Here is an 18,476-nt window from a genome sequence, read left to right as displayed (position 1 = left end):
TGAACATTTTAGGTATAAAAAAAGCGCCCAATTTCTCGGACGCTTGCTTTATATGTTTGATTTTTCTTAGTTACATGATCATTGTGTAAAATCATTAGTATACATACAAGCGTCCTTATTCATGAGGATAAATTCATTTATCCCACGGTAGTCACACCACTGGCTTAACAGTGATTTTGGTGCTGTATGTTGTACTCTTTGTATCATTTACAGTGCAAATATGTTATAAATTATTGGGTTATGAAAAAGATACTACTAATTTTTACCTGTAATGATTGATTATCAAATTACACATTTAATGTTTTTCCTTCTTTGATGTATTCTTTTTTGACGCCTTCAAGGATGATTTTATGAGTAATAGTGGTCGTTCCTTTTGCGATTGTTTTTAGACAGGCATATTGAATAATGTTTACAATATTTGATCCAGTGATTGCAAATTTTCTAGCAATATCTTCTAATGAAATAGCCTCTTCAAGCGTAATTTTGTGGGGTAAATTATTTTTCCATAGTTGTAAGCGTTCTTTATGTGTGGGAGTTTCAAATTCTATGATAGATTGAAATCTACGGGTAAAAGCGGTATCAATATTATTTTTAAAATTAGAGGCTAGAATGACAAGTCCTGGGTGTGCTTCAATACGCTGTAATAAATAGGATACCTCTTGATTTGCATATTTATCATGCGCGTCTCTTACATTGGTTCGTTTTCCAAAAATGGCGTCGGCTTCATCAAAAAATAAAATCCAATCTTTATTGATGGCACGATCAAATAGGCTTGATAAGTTTTTTTCTGTTTCTCCAATATATTTAGATACGACCATAGATAAGTCTATCCTGTAGACATCTTTCTCTGTATATTTTCCAAGAAGTCCAGCCGTTAATGTTTTTCCTGTACCTGGAGGTCCATAAAACATGACTCGGTAGCCAGGCTTAATTTTACTTTTCATATTCCAATCATTCAATAAAATATCATTGAACTGTAACCAGGTTTCTATTTCTTTAATTTCGTGAAGCGTTTTATCATTCAGAACGAGATCATCCCAAGATAATTCTGTTGTAATCAGGCTTGCAGGAAATTCTTGACTTAGGGTGGGTTTGATCTCTAGTCCTGTTGTTAATTTAATAAGAACCTCATCATCGATTAATAATTTTCCACTCAAAGTAGGTTCTCCTTTTGGAACTGATTCTATGTATAGTGTCTTGTTTTGAAGTAGTTTATTTGAGGTTTGTAATAAAGTAATTGCTTGTAATCGATGGTCAATATGATTACCCGCTAAGATATATATGGCGGTTTCTGCCGTAGGTAGTATGCCTCTGTGATTTTTCCCTTTTATACCTCCAAACTCTGGAAATTCTCCTCCATTAGGTAAGAAATCTGATATAATAGTATTTAAAAATTCTGGAGAAATATGCGGTATTAAGGCAAGACACAAACATATAATTTCCTCAAAAGAGAGATTTTCATCTTTAATATATTGTCCTAGGATTGAATTATTGTCGTCTAGGTGTAGTGTTGGAACAGGTGGCTCTTCTTGTGTTAATTCTAAAGAAAGTCTATACGTAATGTGCTTTTTTAAAAAGCTAAATATTGGTCCAACAGACGCAGTAGTGCTTGTGTGTGTTATTTCGAGGTCTGCCATTTTTCTTGTGTTGATTGTTCGTATTTGTATTCTTCAAAGTGTTCTATACCTCTCTCTATTTGGGTGGAGTGGATTTAGAGTTATTTACTTCGTTAATTACATTTTCTATATACTCATTGTTATCTAACATGCTCTGTAAATAACAATAGCTACTTTTTCCCATATGTCTCGATAGTGTGGGTTCATAATAGGTCCAATTTTCAAAAAAACCTACCTTATCAGTATCTGTTTCAGAGAGGATTTTGTTGTTATATGGAATTAATAGTTTATAAAGCAGCTCTTTTTCGGTATCAGAATACGTACCCGCCATAAAATCTTCAATATCATCTACCATAATTTTATGTGGTAAAAAGATAGGGTAGTATGTTATATTTCCTTCGATGGTTTCAACTTTTGAATCAGATTGCCGTCCCCAACTTGTAAATAGGTCACTCAAGTATTTAGGTATTTTATTATAGTTAAGGGCTGTCGATAAATTGACAACCACATTATCTTTTTCAGATTCATCAATCGTTCGGATATCAAAATTATCTTCAATAAATTTTTGCAGGAGGTGATCAAGGTATAAATCTTTGCTATTAATAATATCAATAAATACTACTTTTTTATTGGTAAACAAAGAATCTTTTGTTCTAGCTTTAAGGTAATTATACACATCAAGATTGCCTAATAAACCACTATTATCTATAACCCCTGCATCCATATAGTGTCCGTATCCCTTAATTTTTGCTGCAGGGCTTAACCCGGGAAACCTATTGGTCATAGAGACCGCTTGATAATAGGGGAGGGTTTTATCTTTATTTTTATATAAATCGGCTAAGTTATCTGAATTTGGAAATATAGCATCAAAAGTATTATTGTCTTTTATAGACCATAAAATCCCTCTATTGGCTCGTACACCAGCCGTATTCATAATAAGTGAAGGAAAATATCCTTTACCACTTTCTTTGTTTTTAAAAGCCTTGGCCCAATACGCTCTATATGCTAGATCGTTTAGGATATTTTTATGGGGAGTACTCTCTATATAGTTTTGATATTTAATCATGGAGTAATATGATCTGTCTTGTAATCCTATCCCATTTGTTAGAGGCCAAACCTTTCTATACAAATCTAATCCTAACGTAAATGTAAGGTCTGCAGAGGCATAATCTTCTCTTGAGATCGCATCTATTGTTTCTCTTAGTTCTTTGTCATTGGTACCATATTCTGCATATAATCCAGTATATATTGCAAGTCCAAGAGATCCTCCAGAAGCACCAGATAGCGATATAGTCTGATTTAGAAAGTTATGATTGGTTTCTTCTTGAATTTTTTGAAGTACATTAATGGTCCACGCATTTGCTTTGAGTCCACCTCCATAAGAGGATACAAAGAAAACACGGTCTTTTTCTATTTGCTGAATTGCTTTAATAAAATCTGTTTCAGTGACGATGATATTGGGGTCTGTAACATTAGCTACGGTTTCTATTTCATGTGTTTTTTGTTCTGCAAAAAAGAAAGAGTAGATAGCAAGAATAGAGAGGGTTAGAATTCCTAAATAGGCTAATTTATAGGTCTTTGTTTGATAATATTTTTTTTCAGGCTGGGTTTCTGTTTGGTTAGCTGTATCTAGGTTTTGTAGTACTGTTAAAGAGCTATTTGCTACAAAAAAGTATTTTCCAATATTGGCGATGATCCAATAATAGGCATATAAATACACCAATAAAATAGGAATTACATTTCCTCCAAGAGAAATTCCCAATAGCGCTGCAATATTCCAGTAAACAATCCATATGATGGAGATGATGAAAATAAAAACAAATACCTTTAAATAATGTAGTGGGTCTTGAAAATAGATGAGGACTTTAATAAATAATCGAAGTTTGTTTTTTTTGTCTAAATTATCATACACATCTTTTGTATTTGATCTAACTAGTCTAAAAAACACATAGCAAAACATCATACAATACGTGCATAACATCACGAGAATAAACCCGTACCTGCTAAAGATAGTATCACTTAGTAGAATATAGGTAAGAAGTAACGCAGAGAGCAATGCTGCTAGAAAATAGTAGCGTGTTATTTTAGTGTATAAAGCTGTTTTATCTGTAATGACATTTTTTACGATTCTGTATTTTAGAATCGCATAAATAATAATAGGGAACGAGAAGAAAACACCAATAATCCAGGCAATTGCTTGTAAAGAAACCCCAAGATGCTCATTAAATAATAGATTAGGGCGTACGCTTTTGTATATAAAAATTACCCAAACCGCATATATAAAAATCCCCAAAGTATATCTTAAAATATTGGCTGCGAGGCTCATTTTATAATCCTTCTTTGTAATACTATAAATAAAGTAAGGGTAGGAGAGGGTATAGCGCCTAAAGAACGAAAAACGAACCTTTTTAACCTCCCAAGATACAGCGCCTTTACTTTTATTAAACCCTTTAGAATAATAGGTGTATATAGGATAATGTGATAAAGTAAGTGCTAAAGCATTAACATATATAAAACAAAGAAATAGCGAAAATTTATCTTCCTCAAGCATATAGACCATCATCGTATAGGCTTGATCCATCTTAAAGAGAATCAATAAGATAATACCTATGACTAGCAAACTCAAAAAGGAAGAGTAGGTAAAGTCTTTGATAGATCTTCTTAATCCTCTAATAAAAGTAACTACGATTTCTGTCATGGTAATGCTTGTTATGGGTACTACGTTTGTAAGTAGCTTATAATAAATATATTAATTTTTCTTTGTACGCTTTCGCGAAAGCGTGTAAATTTATTTTTTAATTTATTTAATGATATTTTAAACTAGTTTTATTGGACGTTAAATTCTTTTAAGTCCAAATCTACATGCGGGAATATTTTGGGTAAGAAACGCTTCATCAATTCGTGGTAAAACGTTTCCTCTTTAAGAACATAAATTAACTGCCAATAATGAAATCCTTTAGCTTTATATGCTAAACGGAGATACTCTTCAATAGTAAGTTTCATGTCATGTAAAGTCTCTCCATCTGTATGTACAAGCCATATATTATCTATGATTATATCTTTTTCTTTTTTTAAACAAGCTGTTAAACTCCAATGAATATCAAATGGAAAAAAATCTTTAGGATTCTTATTTAAATTTTTTAAGGTATAATGATAGGCCTGTTCTTTACAAAAATCAGGATTAAGAATATCTTCTACTTTTGTAATATTAATATACCCACTTAAATATTCTTGAATGACTCCCCAATCATAATTATTAGAAAGGTATTTTTCTTTAATAAATGTATTTTCAACAAACTGTTTAATGTTTTCTTGTGAATTATAGATTTCCCAAGAAATTTCTAGTTTGGAAGATTGCGTATAAAATTCTAAAAAACTATCAGGTAAACTAGGTACACTTTGTTCTATTATTTTAGGAGGTAGTGACATAGTTACGGGAGTTTTTAAACTCACTCCATGTTGAAAAGCATATCCAATTTCTTCCAACATTTTTGATAAAAAAAGATCGTTTACATTAATCATATTCTAAAATATTTGTATTAACTAGATTATTAAATTTTGGGAAGGCAGCCATAAATGCATTTTGATCATCATATAATGAAGAAACAATTGTTCTTACCTGGATTATATTTTGATATCCACCAGAAGGCCTTCCTTGAACAAGTCGTCTAAAGAACCCAGAAAGCCCTGTTCCGTTAGTTCCTCCTTCGGCTATAGCCTTTGAATTTAAAGCCCCATGAGATGAACTGTTAATTGTCACACGAACCGATGTGCTTGGAGGTTCTTGTGTAAATCTTTTTGTTTTTGTCGGACTACCTGGAGTGCTCGTTTCTACATCATAAGGACCAAAACTCATAACCACGACTGTTGGTATATCTTCAAATGCACCAGTGTTCCCATAAGAAACATCTACATTGTAAAAAATAACTTGATTATTATCCCAAACAGCTTCTTTAGCAAAGTGCTCTACCTGATTTTCCATATCCCTTAGATTCATATCTCTTGTGCCTGGGAAAAGATTATCAGTAATTCCTGGACCATGTAATCTATGGTTTAATAAGTGAGCTCTTACCCATGCGCCACTACTTCTTAATGATACAGGAATAGTATCCCATCCTTGTGGATTTTGAGTAGGCGTAGAGCCTCTTGTATTTCCAGGAATTTTTGATAGAGGGGCTGCTCTTAATATATAAGACCTTCCTTTACTGTCTGTTTCAAAAGACACCTCAGAAACTGGTAACTCAGTATCATGATCTAAAACACCAATAATAACCAAGTCTGCTGCAATATTAGTCAAATTAGTACGTATAAGGTCATAGGCTTCAGTTATAGGAGAATTACCATGCCCAGAGGTATATGCATTATCTACCGCTCTTTTGTATGCACCTATGTTGGTTCCTAATAAAGTTTTTTCACTAAATAATCTTGTAATCGCACTTGATTTTGCTTCGTACTCACTATCTGTATCCTGACTGTCATGAATATCTTGTCGTTTATCATTTAAAAGCTCATTTAGTGTTTGTTTATCACTATAAACATTGACTTCTATGTTTTCTATAGTCCCTTCAATTTTTAATGTATGACCACCATCTACATTTACAGGATTAGAAAGACCTATAATATTTTCACTTCCTTCTTCTTGAGTTTCATTTCCCTCTTCCTCAGCTTCTGCCTCATCACTTCCACCCAATCCAAGTGCGCTTAAAAAAGCGGTTCCAGCGGCTAGTGCTTGCTCTATTAACCAATCAATCCCTTCATTAATCATGGCCCGGGTATTCTCGATCATTTCAGCAATTTTCTCACTGATATCTCCTAACCCTAGTTGTTTTGCTAAGAAAGATATCGCTACAGGAATCCCATCGGCAAGAGCCGTCTCTAAGAAGTTGGCAGCAGATTGTATATTCCCTCTTGCTATGTCTGCAATACCCGCTACAAATGAATTGACAATCTCTAATATTTCTCTAATCTTTTCAATAAAAGAAGTAATAGCATTAAAAGCAGTTTGAACCCCCCTTATTACAGGCATAATTCCTGTTACATCTAGGAAAGATAGTAACCACCCAATCGCTTGTTGAATGACTCTTTCCTGAATGAAACCCATAATACCATCTCTTATGACATTCCATAAATTACTTATTTGGTCTTGAATGTATTCCCAAATAGCAATAGGACCACGTTCTATCACATCCCGTACAAATGCCCAAACGCCCGTGAGTGTGTCTAGCACAGACCGTATTTGTTCTACACGCTCTGGTCCAATTCGTATCGCTAGGCGCTCTAAAATATTATCTAATGTAATTCCTAATACCTCCATTGCCATGCCTAGTAGGGATCGGATACTTAAATCAGAAGGAATTTCAACACCTGCATCAGCTAGGGTTCCAAATAACCAATTCTGTAATCCGCTTAATAAGTGAGCCCCTATGTTATTCAGAAATTGGAGGAATCCAGTTTTAAGAGCATCCAGTAAATTCATCAAGAATGCTACAGGATCATTTTTGATATCTTCAAAAGCAGACATGGCGTTTGCTATGATATTAGCAATCATATCTGGTGGAATACCCATGATTTCTAAGATCAATTCAATAAGCACTTTAACGACCTTGACTACAAAGGTGAATAATTTAGTAATGGGTTCTCCAAATTGTGCGGTGATTCGTTCAAATGCAGGTAGTGGGTCTACTAAATCGTCTATAGTAAATGAATTCCATAAGTCTGTGAAGAGTTGGATAATAGTCGCAGCAGACATTCCCAACTGCGCTATTAAGGCTTCTATCTGTCCAGCAGCTCTTGGGATTACTCCAGATTCTCTTAATTCTTGATATTTGGCTTCACCGCCAGGTACTAACCCCATAAAGCCTCTAATGATATTTTGAATCGACCTTTCAACAACTTCCCCTGTAAGCGGATTTGTTCTAATAATAACGGTAAGAAGTGTAAATCCAGGAATATCTGCCGCAACGGTACTTAACCAACCTAATAGCGCATCTTTTATGAGTTTAAGTACTTCTATAGCGATGGTGCTCGCAAAATCCCATAACCCTTCTAAGAATGTTCCTGCTTGTGTAGCGAGTGCTGTAAGACTCTCTAGAATATTGGGTAAATTCTCTGGTTGTATCGCATCCCATGCAGCATCAATTAAACTAGTGAGCTGTCCTAATAAAGAAGAAAAAGCCCCCATTTGAGTGTCTAGCCAATCTGCAGTCTCTTGCAAAGTACCTCTTTCTCTCATCTGTTCTAACTCGGTTTCTTTTCCAATGAGCATGAGGAAATCTTCAAGAATTTCTACCGTTTCAGCTTGCACCTCTTCATCACGTAAAGGGTCATAATGAAGTACTTTTTTAAGAAGTGACCACGCTTGGTTTTCTTCCAAATACGGTTCGGCAACATCAATAAGCGCTTCTTTGATCCAAGTGAGTAATTGATCCGTAAGGGACGAAATAAATCGCGTAACTCGGTTTAATAATGTATTGAATTTACGAGTTAAAATCTCTAGCGCATTGGTGTATGGAAATTCTAATTCGTCCCATGCTTCCCCTATTAAATCTAATATGGCTGTAGAGCTTAACCCTAACTCATTAAGTTGTCCACGTACCCAATCAAAGGCTCTTTCCAGAATACCATATTCTTGAAGCTTATCAAAAATGGCAGGCCCAGCTACTGGAATGAGTTCTAATAATCCTTGAACAAGATTAATAGCTGTTCTTTCTACTCTTTCATTTGTAATGGGATTGTATTCTATAACAACAGTAAATAGGGTATATCCAGGAATTCTTCTGGCAATATCTCTAATTTCATTAACGGCAAGACTCGGTAAATCACTAATAGCAAACCCTTGAACCATTACTGGTGCTGATGATATTTGTAGGGGTTTACGTTGAATACTAGCCCCGCCTTGTTGTACGGTATGCGTTAACTCATGGGCTAATAAATGCTTTCCAGAATCACTTCCAGGATTGTAATTCCCTTCATTAAAATAAATATCAGAACCATTGGTGAATGCCTGTGCACCTAACTGTTGGTTCATTTGTACAGCAGTACTATCATTATGTACACGAACACTACTAAAATCCGCTCCAAAACCAGACTCCATTTCTCCTCTCGTATTGGTGTCAAGAGGGCTTCCTCCACCTTTTGTACTTTGCAATGTGTTTTCTACAGAAGGGCTTACAGTGTTATCATCTCCAACATCTCCAACGGCTTGTTTTTGTAATGTCTGAACTTCTTCTTCCTCTTTTTCCTGAATTTCCTCTTCTTCTTTTTTCTGAAGATCTTCACTAGACATTTGTTGTACACTAGGAAGGGTAGAAGTAGTTTCTTGTGATGTTTCCTTAGACTGAATCGTATTTTCTATCGATGATTCTTGGACTTGCTCCAGATCTGTCATCATTTGAAGATCTGCTTCTTCAGATGTATTCTCTTCAGATTTTTGAACTTCTTCCTCTTCTACTTTTTGTAAGAAAGAGGTTTCTTTACGCTGTATTCCAGGGATAATAGGATCTACAACAGGTTGTTGTTGGATATCTTCTTCTGATTGTTTTTGAATGATAGGTGTTGCGGGGAAGAATGGTGTTGAGGTATCATTACTTCTCGCTACAATCTGGTCTGCTGCCTTATCTGCTTCTACTTCGTATTTGTCTCCAGGTTTTCCTACTTCTAGCTTCGGCTGAATAAAAGGAGTACTCGCTCCATGACTAAATAAGCTTGGATTTCGAGAGGGAGTACTACTTTTAGTTGCAGCTGCAAACATAGATCTATTACTTTATGTTGTGATACAGGGGGCGTTGTCAATGGTTTAAATACTTTGTTTTGTTATTGTTAGTTTTTTTTATGCTTTCGCGAAAGCGTATATGTGATGATTACTATTTTTAAAAATATCTTACTTATGGTTTCTTGCGTAATATGCTCAATAATTCTTTTGAGAAAACTACTTTATAAGGAAATGTCCCTAAGAAAGTTAATGATTGGTTTTCCCCTTTTTCCCTTTGAACTTCTTGATGTTCAAAATCAAATACAATGATAATGGTGTTACATTTTTGAATTTTTTTCTTGTTGGCTACTTCTATAGCTTTATTTGCATAGCTTTCATAGTAAGAACAATCTTTTATAAATTTTGAAAACAAAATGGGTTCTTCTGTAAATCGTATATCTTGAAAATCGTGGTCATACCATCCTGTATTATAAGTCAGCATAAACTTTGAAAATCCTTCTTCATCAAGATTTCCTGTGTTGTATTTTTCTTCCATCCACTCTTTATGAAACTGTTCATAAGTAGTATTAGGAATTGTTCCTACCCACATAGATAAGACTCCTTCTTTTTCTTCTCCCATCGTTTGTTATTTTAATAGGGATTCCCATTTTTGAACCATTTTTTCGCTGTAATCAAAATCATCAGGATCAAATTTATAGAGTATCTCATCAAAAAGGTTGAGCCCTTTTTTCTGAATCCAATGCTGTAAAAAGCTTTTAAATACATCAAAAGCATCTTCTACTGGGATTTCATCAGGAGTCAATTTTTCCCAATCCATCCAAATCTCTACATCTGCAGAAACACCTTCAATAAGTAGTTTCATTCCGTCTGTAAATTCTTTAAGGCTTGGATGCTTTAAAGATGGGTCTTCTTGTATCCAGAGAAGGAATTCTAGTATTTTTTTATATAAGTCTGCTTTTTTTATCATAATGGTTTTTTTAATTGTTCTATACGTAATTATTTATCTTCTTAATCCTGGTGGCAGATCTGATACTCCTCCCACAAGTGCGGTTTTTGCCCACGCACTAAGTCTAGTTGCAAAGTCATCTAGACCACCAGAATCATTTATGATCTTTGCTAGTTCCTTATGCATAAGTCCAGAACCGTGATCTCTAGGTGGCGGAAATCTTTTTGTAAGCCTAATATCTTTTGTAGGCGTTCTATGTAACCAGATTTCTGCTATGGTTGTTCCCCATTTTTTAACATGAGGGGTTTTAGATACCATAAGCCATTCATGTTGACCTCCTGGATGTCGTATTCTATTACCTATTGTCAATTTATTTGCTTTATTGGTCATTAACAAAGCTAGTTCTTTACTGCTCAATGCGTCAAACCAAGCTGCAAATTTACCACCTGCTACACCAGGAATATGTATTGCAGCATCAATAGCGCTTAATAGTTCTCTTAATTTTCCAGGCTTTTTTAAAACATCATTTAATTCATTTGCCGTTTTTAATACTTCTTTATCAAGTAGTTTTTGGAATTGTTTGAGATTGCTCAATTCATCGGTAGCGATTAATGTTTTTAATATTCCTACGTCAGAAATTGTTTCACTTTTTAATACCTTCACTAAATCTGCCATAGAATCTATTTTATCACTGGCTAAAAGGATATTAAGATCTTTTATATCGTCTATTTTACCAGTGGCTAGTGCATCTTCTATTTGTTTAGTACCTCCTTTAATTTTACTAAATTTAAATAGATTCTTTAAATCTTCTAGTTTTTTGACAGAAGGATGGTGTAATAATTCTGCAATACCTTTCCCTGAAAAATTCCCCTTACTTTTTACAATTCTTCCTAAGGCAGTAAGATCATCTATAGAGGTTATTAGTTTAGAATTAAGACCTCTTAATAATGTGTCTCCTGTAAATTTTGTTTGATTAAATGCTTTTATAATATTACTTGAACTAGGTACTTTTGCGCTAGCCAAAATGGTATTGAGTTGCTCTATTGATTTTATTTTTTGAGCATCTACAAGTTTCATAAGATCATCACCATTTGCAATTTTAGCCGATTTAAATAGGTCATCTATTTGATCAAGAGATGCCTTTTTAAATTTGTAGTTATTCATAAGTTTATTGAAGTTATCTCCACCTACTTTGGCGATCATCATTTCTATACGAGAAGCGTCCTTAAATTTGTCAAGAGCAGCTATCGCATCATCAACATTTTTAAACGCTAACACAAATTTTTCAATTTTAGAAATATCTCCTATTTGTTTAAAGAGTTTTTCTGCAAGAGCTACGTCTTTGGTTAGTTTTAATAATTTTTCAGCATCATCAGCACTACCCATGGCTTTAATTAATTTACTTATCCTAATTGGATCTGCATTTTTAAGCCCTTTTATACTTCGTGTTATTTTGAGAACTTTAGTGATTTTTAGATACCTAGCGGGAATTAATGTGAGTACAATTTCAAAAACAGCCCTTCCTACAAATTTACCTCGCTCATAGTCGCTAAGATCATCACGCGTTATAGCTTGGTGCACATAATAGATTACAAAAATTACTGCGACTATAATACCTATAACTAATAATACTACAGCAACAATGGCAAATTTAATAGCTAGCACGACAACCACTATAATAATAACTATAGCCAGGACTGCCATCCAAAAGCTTGAGAATATAAATGCTAGGAAGTCATAAATAGCTAAGAAAAATCCAACAAATATTCCTCCAATAAAATTTAAAGCACGTTCCCACCAGCTTTCATTTTCTATTCTCTCTGCTTCTTTGGCTATTTCTGCTTCAAGCCCTATAGACTTATCTTTAATCTTTTTAACAGCTGGTTTGACGTTTTGATCTACTTTCGCTTTAGTATCAATAATCGCTTTATCCCATCCATCACTTTGTTTTTTTATGGATTCAGCAGATTTTTCTTTAAAGGAGGTTGTGACTTTTGCGATGCTTAGTTTGCCATCTTCAGCAATCTTGTTTATCTGGTCTACAGTATTTATTCTGGTTTGGATTATATTTCCTAAAATAGTTTGTACACTACCGTCTATACCAGAATCAGCTTTGGTATTATTATTTTTAGTACTATCTAGTGTGTTGTTTTTTGTCCCCCCCATGGACTTGACTGTATCATTTCCTATGATGTTTATTTCATTGTTAAATGACTCAATCATTGTTACTAATTCGGTCTCTGCATCAGTAAACGCTTTTTTGGCTTTTTCCCCTTTAGAAGCGCTATTTTCTGTAGTCACGGTAGTAAGAAGATTGTCTACGATCTGTAAGGCTTCTAGGGTTTGATTGTCTATATGTTTTGTTGCCTCTTGAGCTTGTTTATCTAGTTCAATACTAAGTAAAGCAAGCAATTTTTTCATTTTATCTTCTTCTCCATCTGTTTTTGCTTTTAGAGCCTCTATAAAAAGTTGTCCGTTCTCTTCCAATTGTTTTACCGCATTATCCGCATGCTCTTTAATAGCTTTTGTAATGGCATCATGTTGTCTCCAGATTTCTTTTACACCTTCATCATGACCCTCATCAAATTTTTTGGCATTTTCATCGGCATCTTTTAGAATTTGGTCAGCTAAGTCGTCTAAGGGTTTTCGTACATCTTTAAGTTGTTTTACGATATCATCTATTTCCTCTATTCGAGCGCCAGCTTTTTCTTTAGCCATTGCTTTAATACGATTTGCACGGTTATAATTTTTATATTCATCTCCTTTCTTTATGGCTATAAAAATCATTTCTAAAGATTCTTTTTCGGCAGCATCTTTAATCTCTTTTATCGCAGCGTCCCCTGCTGTACGAGCAATTCCTGATTGTAACTTCCCTTTCGCCTTTAAGTCAGCTTTTTGCTGATCTCGTTCTTTTGATATTGTAATGACTTCTGCTAAAGAAACATTATATACTTCATTTACTTTTGTCCTTTCTGCCTTTCTAATTAAAAGCTTTTCTCTTGTAAGTGCAGTTTTGATCTTTTTTACTCTAGTTGCATGTCCAATTTTTAAATTGCTTTGCTGTGAAGAGAATCCAGCAATAATTGCTTGCTTTTCTTCCTTATTCCTAGCATCAATTTTTTCTTTTATAGCGTTACTATTCTCTATAATACCCTTACGATGGGTTAGTACCTTATTTTTAAAAGTAGTATACTCCTCTGACGCTTCGGTAACTTCTGGAAGTTGAGGCTCTTTATATATATCTTCAGATTGAGGGTCTTTTTTGTCTTTATCTTCGTCTCCTTCTGATTTTTTACCACCATCGTTTTCAGGATTTAAGTTGTAAATCTCATTTAGCTTTTCAGGATAACTTTGCTCTTTTTCTTTTCCGTCTTCAGTTTTGTCTTTTTCTGTTCCATCTTTTTTCTCTATCTCAGGAAGATTCTCTTTCTTTCCCTTTTCTTTCCCTTTTTCGGAGTTATACTCTTCTTGTGAACCTGTTTCTGTTTTTTTGCTTTTAATTTTTACATTAGGATCTTTTTTATCTTCGGTAGGAGGATCTTCATCTTGTTTTTGAATAACTTTTGCTTGTACTGAATTTGTAGCTCCTTGTTGTACAGTATGTGTTAACTCATGCGCAAGCAGATGCTTTCCAGAATCACTTCTAGGGTTGTATTTTCCGTCATTAAAATAAATATCATTTCCATTGGCAAATGCCTGTGATCCTAATTGCTGATTCATTTGAACAGCAGTGCTGTCATTATGAACGCGAACACCACTAAAATCAGTACCAAACCCAGATTCCATTTCACTTTTGGTGTTGCTATCTAACGGGCTTCCTCCTCCTTTAGAAGCATTTAAATCATTTTCTAAAGATGCGGTATTCCCTTCATCACCTGATGCTTGTTTTTGTAACGTTTGAACCTCTTCCTCCTCTTTTTCTTGGATTTCCTCCTCCTCCTTAGGTTGCACATCTTCGTTAGCCGTTTGTTGTGCATTAGGAAGGGCAGGAGTTATATCAGAAGTCTCTTTTGTTTGTAATGTAGGTTCAGGTATTTGCTCAACAGATGCTTCTTCTGTCATCATTTGAAGCTCTTCCTGATCTGATTCCTCTTGTTGTTGTACTTCTTTTTCCTCTGTTTTTTGAATAGCACTATCTTTTTTAAGTTGGATACCAGTAGTGATACCATCTACAACAGGTTGTTGCTGGATTTCTGCTTCTTGAGTCTCTTGTTTTTGGAGGTCTTCTTCAGATTGTTTTTGAATGCTGGGTGTTGCTGGGAAGAATGACGTAGACGTGTCTTTACTTTTTGCTACGATTTGGTCTGCGGCTTTATCTGCTTCTACTTCATACTTATCTCCTGCTTTTCCTACATTGAGTTTGGGCTGGATAAACGTATTAGCCCCTTTGTTCGTCGTAGCTGAAGGAGCGTTAGAAGTTGTTGTGTTTTTTGCGGCAAACATGTATTACGTTATCTCTTTTAAAACTTTTAAATTGTTGTGTACGCTTTCGTACTTCGGCAAGCTCAGCATAAACTTCACTTGCGTGAAAGCGTATAATAGCATGATATAAACTGTATATTATTAGTTAGCTAGTTCCAAAATCTTTGTAAAAACACTATCGATTACTTTATTTTTAAAATGCCCTATGCTAATCTTGCTCACACCTGTATTTTGAAGGGTTTTGAGTATAAGTAGGTCTTTTTGACTTTGTAAGAGCCATGCCAACTCGTCTTTGTCTATGTTCCCTTCGGCAAAAAGGAGCGTCCATTTTTTGAGCTTTTCTTTAGAGTGTGCTAGGTATTCTTCCATATCTACGATAATATCTTTGCCTTGCTCTCCAAATTTTTCTTTGGCTTCTGTAATGATCTCTTCTTTGAGATCGTTAAATAGTTCTTCAAAATTCATGATGTTCTCTTTTATAGGTTGCTTATAAAGTTTGTGACTGCATTTTCATTGGTGGTGTCTTTTTTCTCCTCATACTGAATCAGAATATTAAAGGCTTCTTCAATTTGTGGTTTTGCTTCTTGAATAAATGCAGTATTGAGACTTCCTTTTTGTTCCCATAATGAGAGATAGCTTTTGACAAGTTTGTTGTCATTATTAAGTACTTCCCACATTTTTTGGGTAATCTCATTTTTACCTTTACCTTTTTCATAAATAAGCATTTTTTCTAACTCATTTTTTAAAGCAATCACTTCGTTTTCGTGTGATGAAAAAGCATCGTCAGATTTGTCCATAAGGCTTAATGTCTTAAGCTTGATCTCTATAGTTTCAGTATACGTATAGTGATCATATAAAGAGCTTGTACTCGTGCAACTTGTTATGGTGGTAACTGTGCACAGGAGGATGAAGTAAATTTTAAGTGTTTTCATAAGTGGTATGGTTTATATGTTTTATTTCTGAATCCAATAAAATGTAACGGGTTCTGATTGAAAAAGACCTTGAACAACATTTTCAGGCCTTTTATCAAAGTAATCTTCATCAGCTTGATAAAAGGCTACTATTTCTAGTTGATGCTTCCCTTTTGGGAGGTGAATTTCTTGCCACTCGCTTAAGTCAAATGTTGTAGAGATTGATTCTTTTGGTTTTAAAACACCATATTCATTAAAATAAGTAGGTGGGCGGTCATAACTTTCTGTAGGAATTCCTATCACTTCTTTGGTATTGGCATCTATTATATTAAAATAGAGTTCTCTTGAAATCGAATTTTCATAACCAACACTCAATCGCTTGTTCACCATAAGCGTATCTTTTGAAGTATTTTCTAAGGTTACTTTTACTTGAAAAGGTTTATTAAAGTAAACCATTGAATCTTGAAGATGAATTTTTAATGTAAGTGTAGATGCATTCATAATATTAATAGTGTTTTTATTCGGGATGGTTGTTTTATTATTGTTACAAGCGATTAAGCAAAAACAGAAAAAATGAAATAAATATTTTTGTTTAAACATTTTTATCAATATTTAAGGTCTTACTTGTGCATTAAAACTGGCTAAAAGAGCAGTCCAAGTAGCTCTATTTGCTACACTAGCGGCTGCCCAATCTGCTTTGTCTTGGGTAGAAGTTCGCCAGTAAGTACCAGCAACTCGTTGTCTTATTCTATTACGAACTTGAACAAATCGAGCCCAATTAGTTCTTCGCTCTACTACTGTCATACCTGTCCAATTTACCAAAAGACGTCTAGCATCATTTTGCATACCATCAGTAGTTCTAAAATTGGTACCTGCATTATTGGTAATATTATGAGTTTGATTGAATAAGCGTTCATGCGGCATACCCACACTCATGATTTCAGTGGCTTCTCCTAAGAACTCTTTAAGATTTGAGTTTAATGCAGCGATTCCTGCTTCATTCTGTCTTACGTGTTCTAGTTCATGTCTAATCGTATGTACAGCGCCTTCAAAAGATTGATATAACCCTTTACGAACTCTCACTCTCGTTGGGCCATTAGGGTTTCTACTTGTAGAAGCGTTACTCGTAAATGTAGCACTATCTTCAAAATAAAGTGCTGTAACCATGTCTGTATGAGGCATATTATAAAAATCAACAAGCATATTAATAACAGCATTGTGATTTCCTGCATTTCTTAAAACTACAAATAAATGGCGTAGCGTTAGTGGTCCAATTTTCCCATCAACATCTGCTAATGAAGCTGTTGTGTTTTGTAATCCTGCAACTCTTTGTACAAAATCTGCGTCTACAACCCCTGTTGGTATCATACCTAAATGATGTTGAAAAGAGGATATTGATCGTGAGTCACTAAATTTCCTATTATTGTAAGCAATGGCACTTCTTATTTGTACTGGGGTAAGTACGGCAGGTGCCAAAGGAATTGGACCCATAATAGGATTTGGATCTGCAACTGCTAGTTGTGTATTCATCTCGTTTCTTAGAATAGTGGATGATCCAAAGAAATTTGTGCCTATTTCTATAACCCTTAAACCAGTTTCAAATCGCGTATTACTTACAGCATTTCTACTCGCATATACCGTAAGGGTATTTGCAGTTAAGTCTATATTATGAAAATCTGCAACCAATCGAATGGCTTCATGTCTTCGAGTTTGATTATTATTTCTTGCGGCTACAAACGAGTCCAATGTGGCAACATTTACAATTCCGTTATCTGCTACTCCCTGAGCTGTTTGCCAGTTTGATATGGCAGCTACAGTTAAGGGGCCTAAAGCTCCATCTACTCCAGTTCCCGTTATACTTTGAATAATACGTATGCTTCTTTCATCAAAAGTAGCCCTTCCATTGGTTATTGCAGCCCTTTCTTCATCAGGAGTAAGTGCTCTTCGTTGTACGTTTTTAGCGCTTTGACTAGAAACTGAAGGAGCCTGATTTTGTGCTTTTGTTGGAGTGTTATCTTTTTTTGGCGCTACAGCTCCTTGTTGTATGGTATGCGTAAGCTCATGAGCCAGTAAATGTTTTCCTTCCTTAGAATCAGTATTGTACTTCCCTTTGTTAAAATATACATCATTTCCATGAGTAAATGCCTGAGCACCTATCCCTTGACTCATTTCTGCTGCTTCACTATCATTATGAATATTTACGTTACTAAAATCGGCGCCAAAACCAGCTTCCATTTCAGATCGTGTATTGGAGTCCATTTTAGATCCGCCACTTCCGTTACGTAGCTTCTTTTCTATATTAGAATTTGCTGGAGCGTTAGTTGCTTTTTTTGTTTGCACTTCCTCTTCTTCCATGGCCTGCACAGCTTCTTCCTCTTCCTCCATCGCCTGTACGGCCTCTTCTTCTTCCATAGCTTGGACGGGTTCTTCTTCCTCCATGGCTTGAACAGGTTCTTCCTCTTCCTCCATGGCTTGGACAGGTTCTTCCTCTTCCTCCATCGCTTGTACAGCCTCTTCCTCTTCCTTCATGGCTTGGACAGGTTCTTCTTCTTCCATTTTTTGAACAGGTGCCTCTTCTTCGGCAGATCCCATTTTCTGTATTAAAGGAGTCACACTAGCGGCTAATGGTTTTTGTTGTACTTCTTCTTCGCCTTCCATCTTTTGAACAGCATCTCCATTGCCCGTTTTGGCAACGACCTGATCTGCCATACGATCTGCTTCTACTTCATATGTATCTCCAGGTTTCCCCATAGCCAGTTTTGTCTGGACTTTTGGTTTAAAAAATGAATCGCCGCCTACGACTTGATTGGGCGGAAGTTTTGATTGTCTCCTTCTCATAATCCGTATCTATTTATATTTTTAGCGTAGAT

Annotated in this window: 11 protein-coding genes; all 11 read right to left on the bottom strand. The window is 35.0% G+C overall.

Features of this window, described 5'->3' with window-relative positions:
- Nucleotides 1-287: 287 nt before the first annotated feature.
- The 11 genes from ACFO3O_RS14505 to ACFO3O_RS14455 all read right to left on the bottom strand — a co-directional run bounded on the left by ACFO3O_RS14505 (nt 288) and on the right by ACFO3O_RS14455 (nt 18,444).
- Nucleotides 288-1,637 carry an ATP-binding protein gene (locus ACFO3O_RS14505; RefSeq protein WP_379980055.1) on the bottom strand — a complete coding sequence of 450 codons (1,350 nt, stop codon included), beginning with the start codon at nt 1,635-1,637 and terminating at the stop codon, nt 288-290.
- 55 nt (nt 1,638-1,692) lie between these two features.
- Nucleotides 1,693-4,314 (bottom strand): hypothetical protein, encoded by a 2,622-nt coding sequence (locus ACFO3O_RS14500; protein ID WP_379980053.1) that lies wholly within the window; start codon nt 4,312-4,314, stop codon nt 1,693-1,695.
- Nucleotides 4,315-4,442: 128 nt separating this feature from the next.
- Nucleotides 4,443-5,138 carry a hypothetical protein gene (locus tag ACFO3O_RS14495; protein WP_379980051.1) on the bottom strand — a complete coding sequence of 232 codons (696 nt, stop codon included), beginning with the start codon at nt 5,136-5,138 and terminating at the stop codon, nt 4,443-4,445.
- Complete coding sequence (locus ACFO3O_RS14490; RefSeq protein WP_379980049.1) at nt 5,131-9,366, bottom strand: eCIS core domain-containing protein; 4,236 nt, start codon at nt 9,364-9,366, stop codon at nt 5,131-5,133. The genes ACFO3O_RS14495 and ACFO3O_RS14490 overlap by 8 nt, the downstream gene beginning before the upstream one ends.
- A 133-nt stretch (nt 9,367-9,499) precedes the next feature.
- Nucleotides 9,500-9,946: an immunity 22 family protein gene (locus ACFO3O_RS14485; RefSeq protein WP_379980047.1), complete on the bottom strand. Its 447-nt coding sequence runs from the start codon at nt 9,944-9,946 to the stop codon at nt 9,500-9,502.
- 6 nt (nt 9,947-9,952) lie between these two features.
- Nucleotides 9,953-10,294: a hypothetical protein gene (locus ACFO3O_RS14480; RefSeq protein ID WP_379980045.1), complete on the bottom strand. Its 342-nt coding sequence runs from the start codon at nt 10,292-10,294 to the stop codon at nt 9,953-9,955.
- Between the two features lie 33 nt (nt 10,295-10,327).
- Nucleotides 10,328-14,716: an eCIS core domain-containing protein gene (locus tag ACFO3O_RS14475; protein WP_379980043.1), complete on the bottom strand. Its 4,389-nt coding sequence runs from the start codon at nt 14,714-14,716 to the stop codon at nt 10,328-10,330.
- Nucleotides 14,717-14,836: 120 nt separating this feature from the next.
- Nucleotides 14,837-15,160 carry a hypothetical protein gene (locus ACFO3O_RS14470; RefSeq protein ID WP_379980041.1) on the bottom strand — a complete coding sequence of 108 codons (324 nt, stop codon included), beginning with the start codon at nt 15,158-15,160 and terminating at the stop codon, nt 14,837-14,839.
- Nucleotides 15,161-15,171: 11 nt separating this feature from the next.
- A complete protein-coding gene (locus ACFO3O_RS14465; RefSeq protein WP_379980039.1) occupies nt 15,172-15,627 on the bottom strand; it encodes a hypothetical protein in 456 nt (151 codons plus the stop codon).
- A 21-nt stretch (nt 15,628-15,648) separates the two neighbouring features.
- A complete protein-coding gene (locus ACFO3O_RS14460) occupies nt 15,649-16,107 on the bottom strand; it encodes a hypothetical protein (RefSeq protein ID WP_379980037.1) in 459 nt (152 codons plus the stop codon).
- A gap of 111 nt (nt 16,108-16,218) precedes the next feature.
- Nucleotides 16,219-18,444, bottom strand: coding sequence for an eCIS core domain-containing protein (locus ACFO3O_RS14455; protein ID WP_379980035.1), 2,226 nt, complete (start codon nt 18,442-18,444; stop codon nt 16,219-16,221).
- Nucleotides 18,445-18,476 lie beyond the last annotated feature (32 nt).

This window comes from Dokdonia ponticola, assembly GCF_042653865.1.
Classification (GTDB): Bacteria; Bacteroidota; Bacteroidia; order Flavobacteriales; family Flavobacteriaceae; genus Dokdonia; species Dokdonia ponticola.
This window is presented reverse-complemented; position numbering and strand designations above follow the sequence as displayed.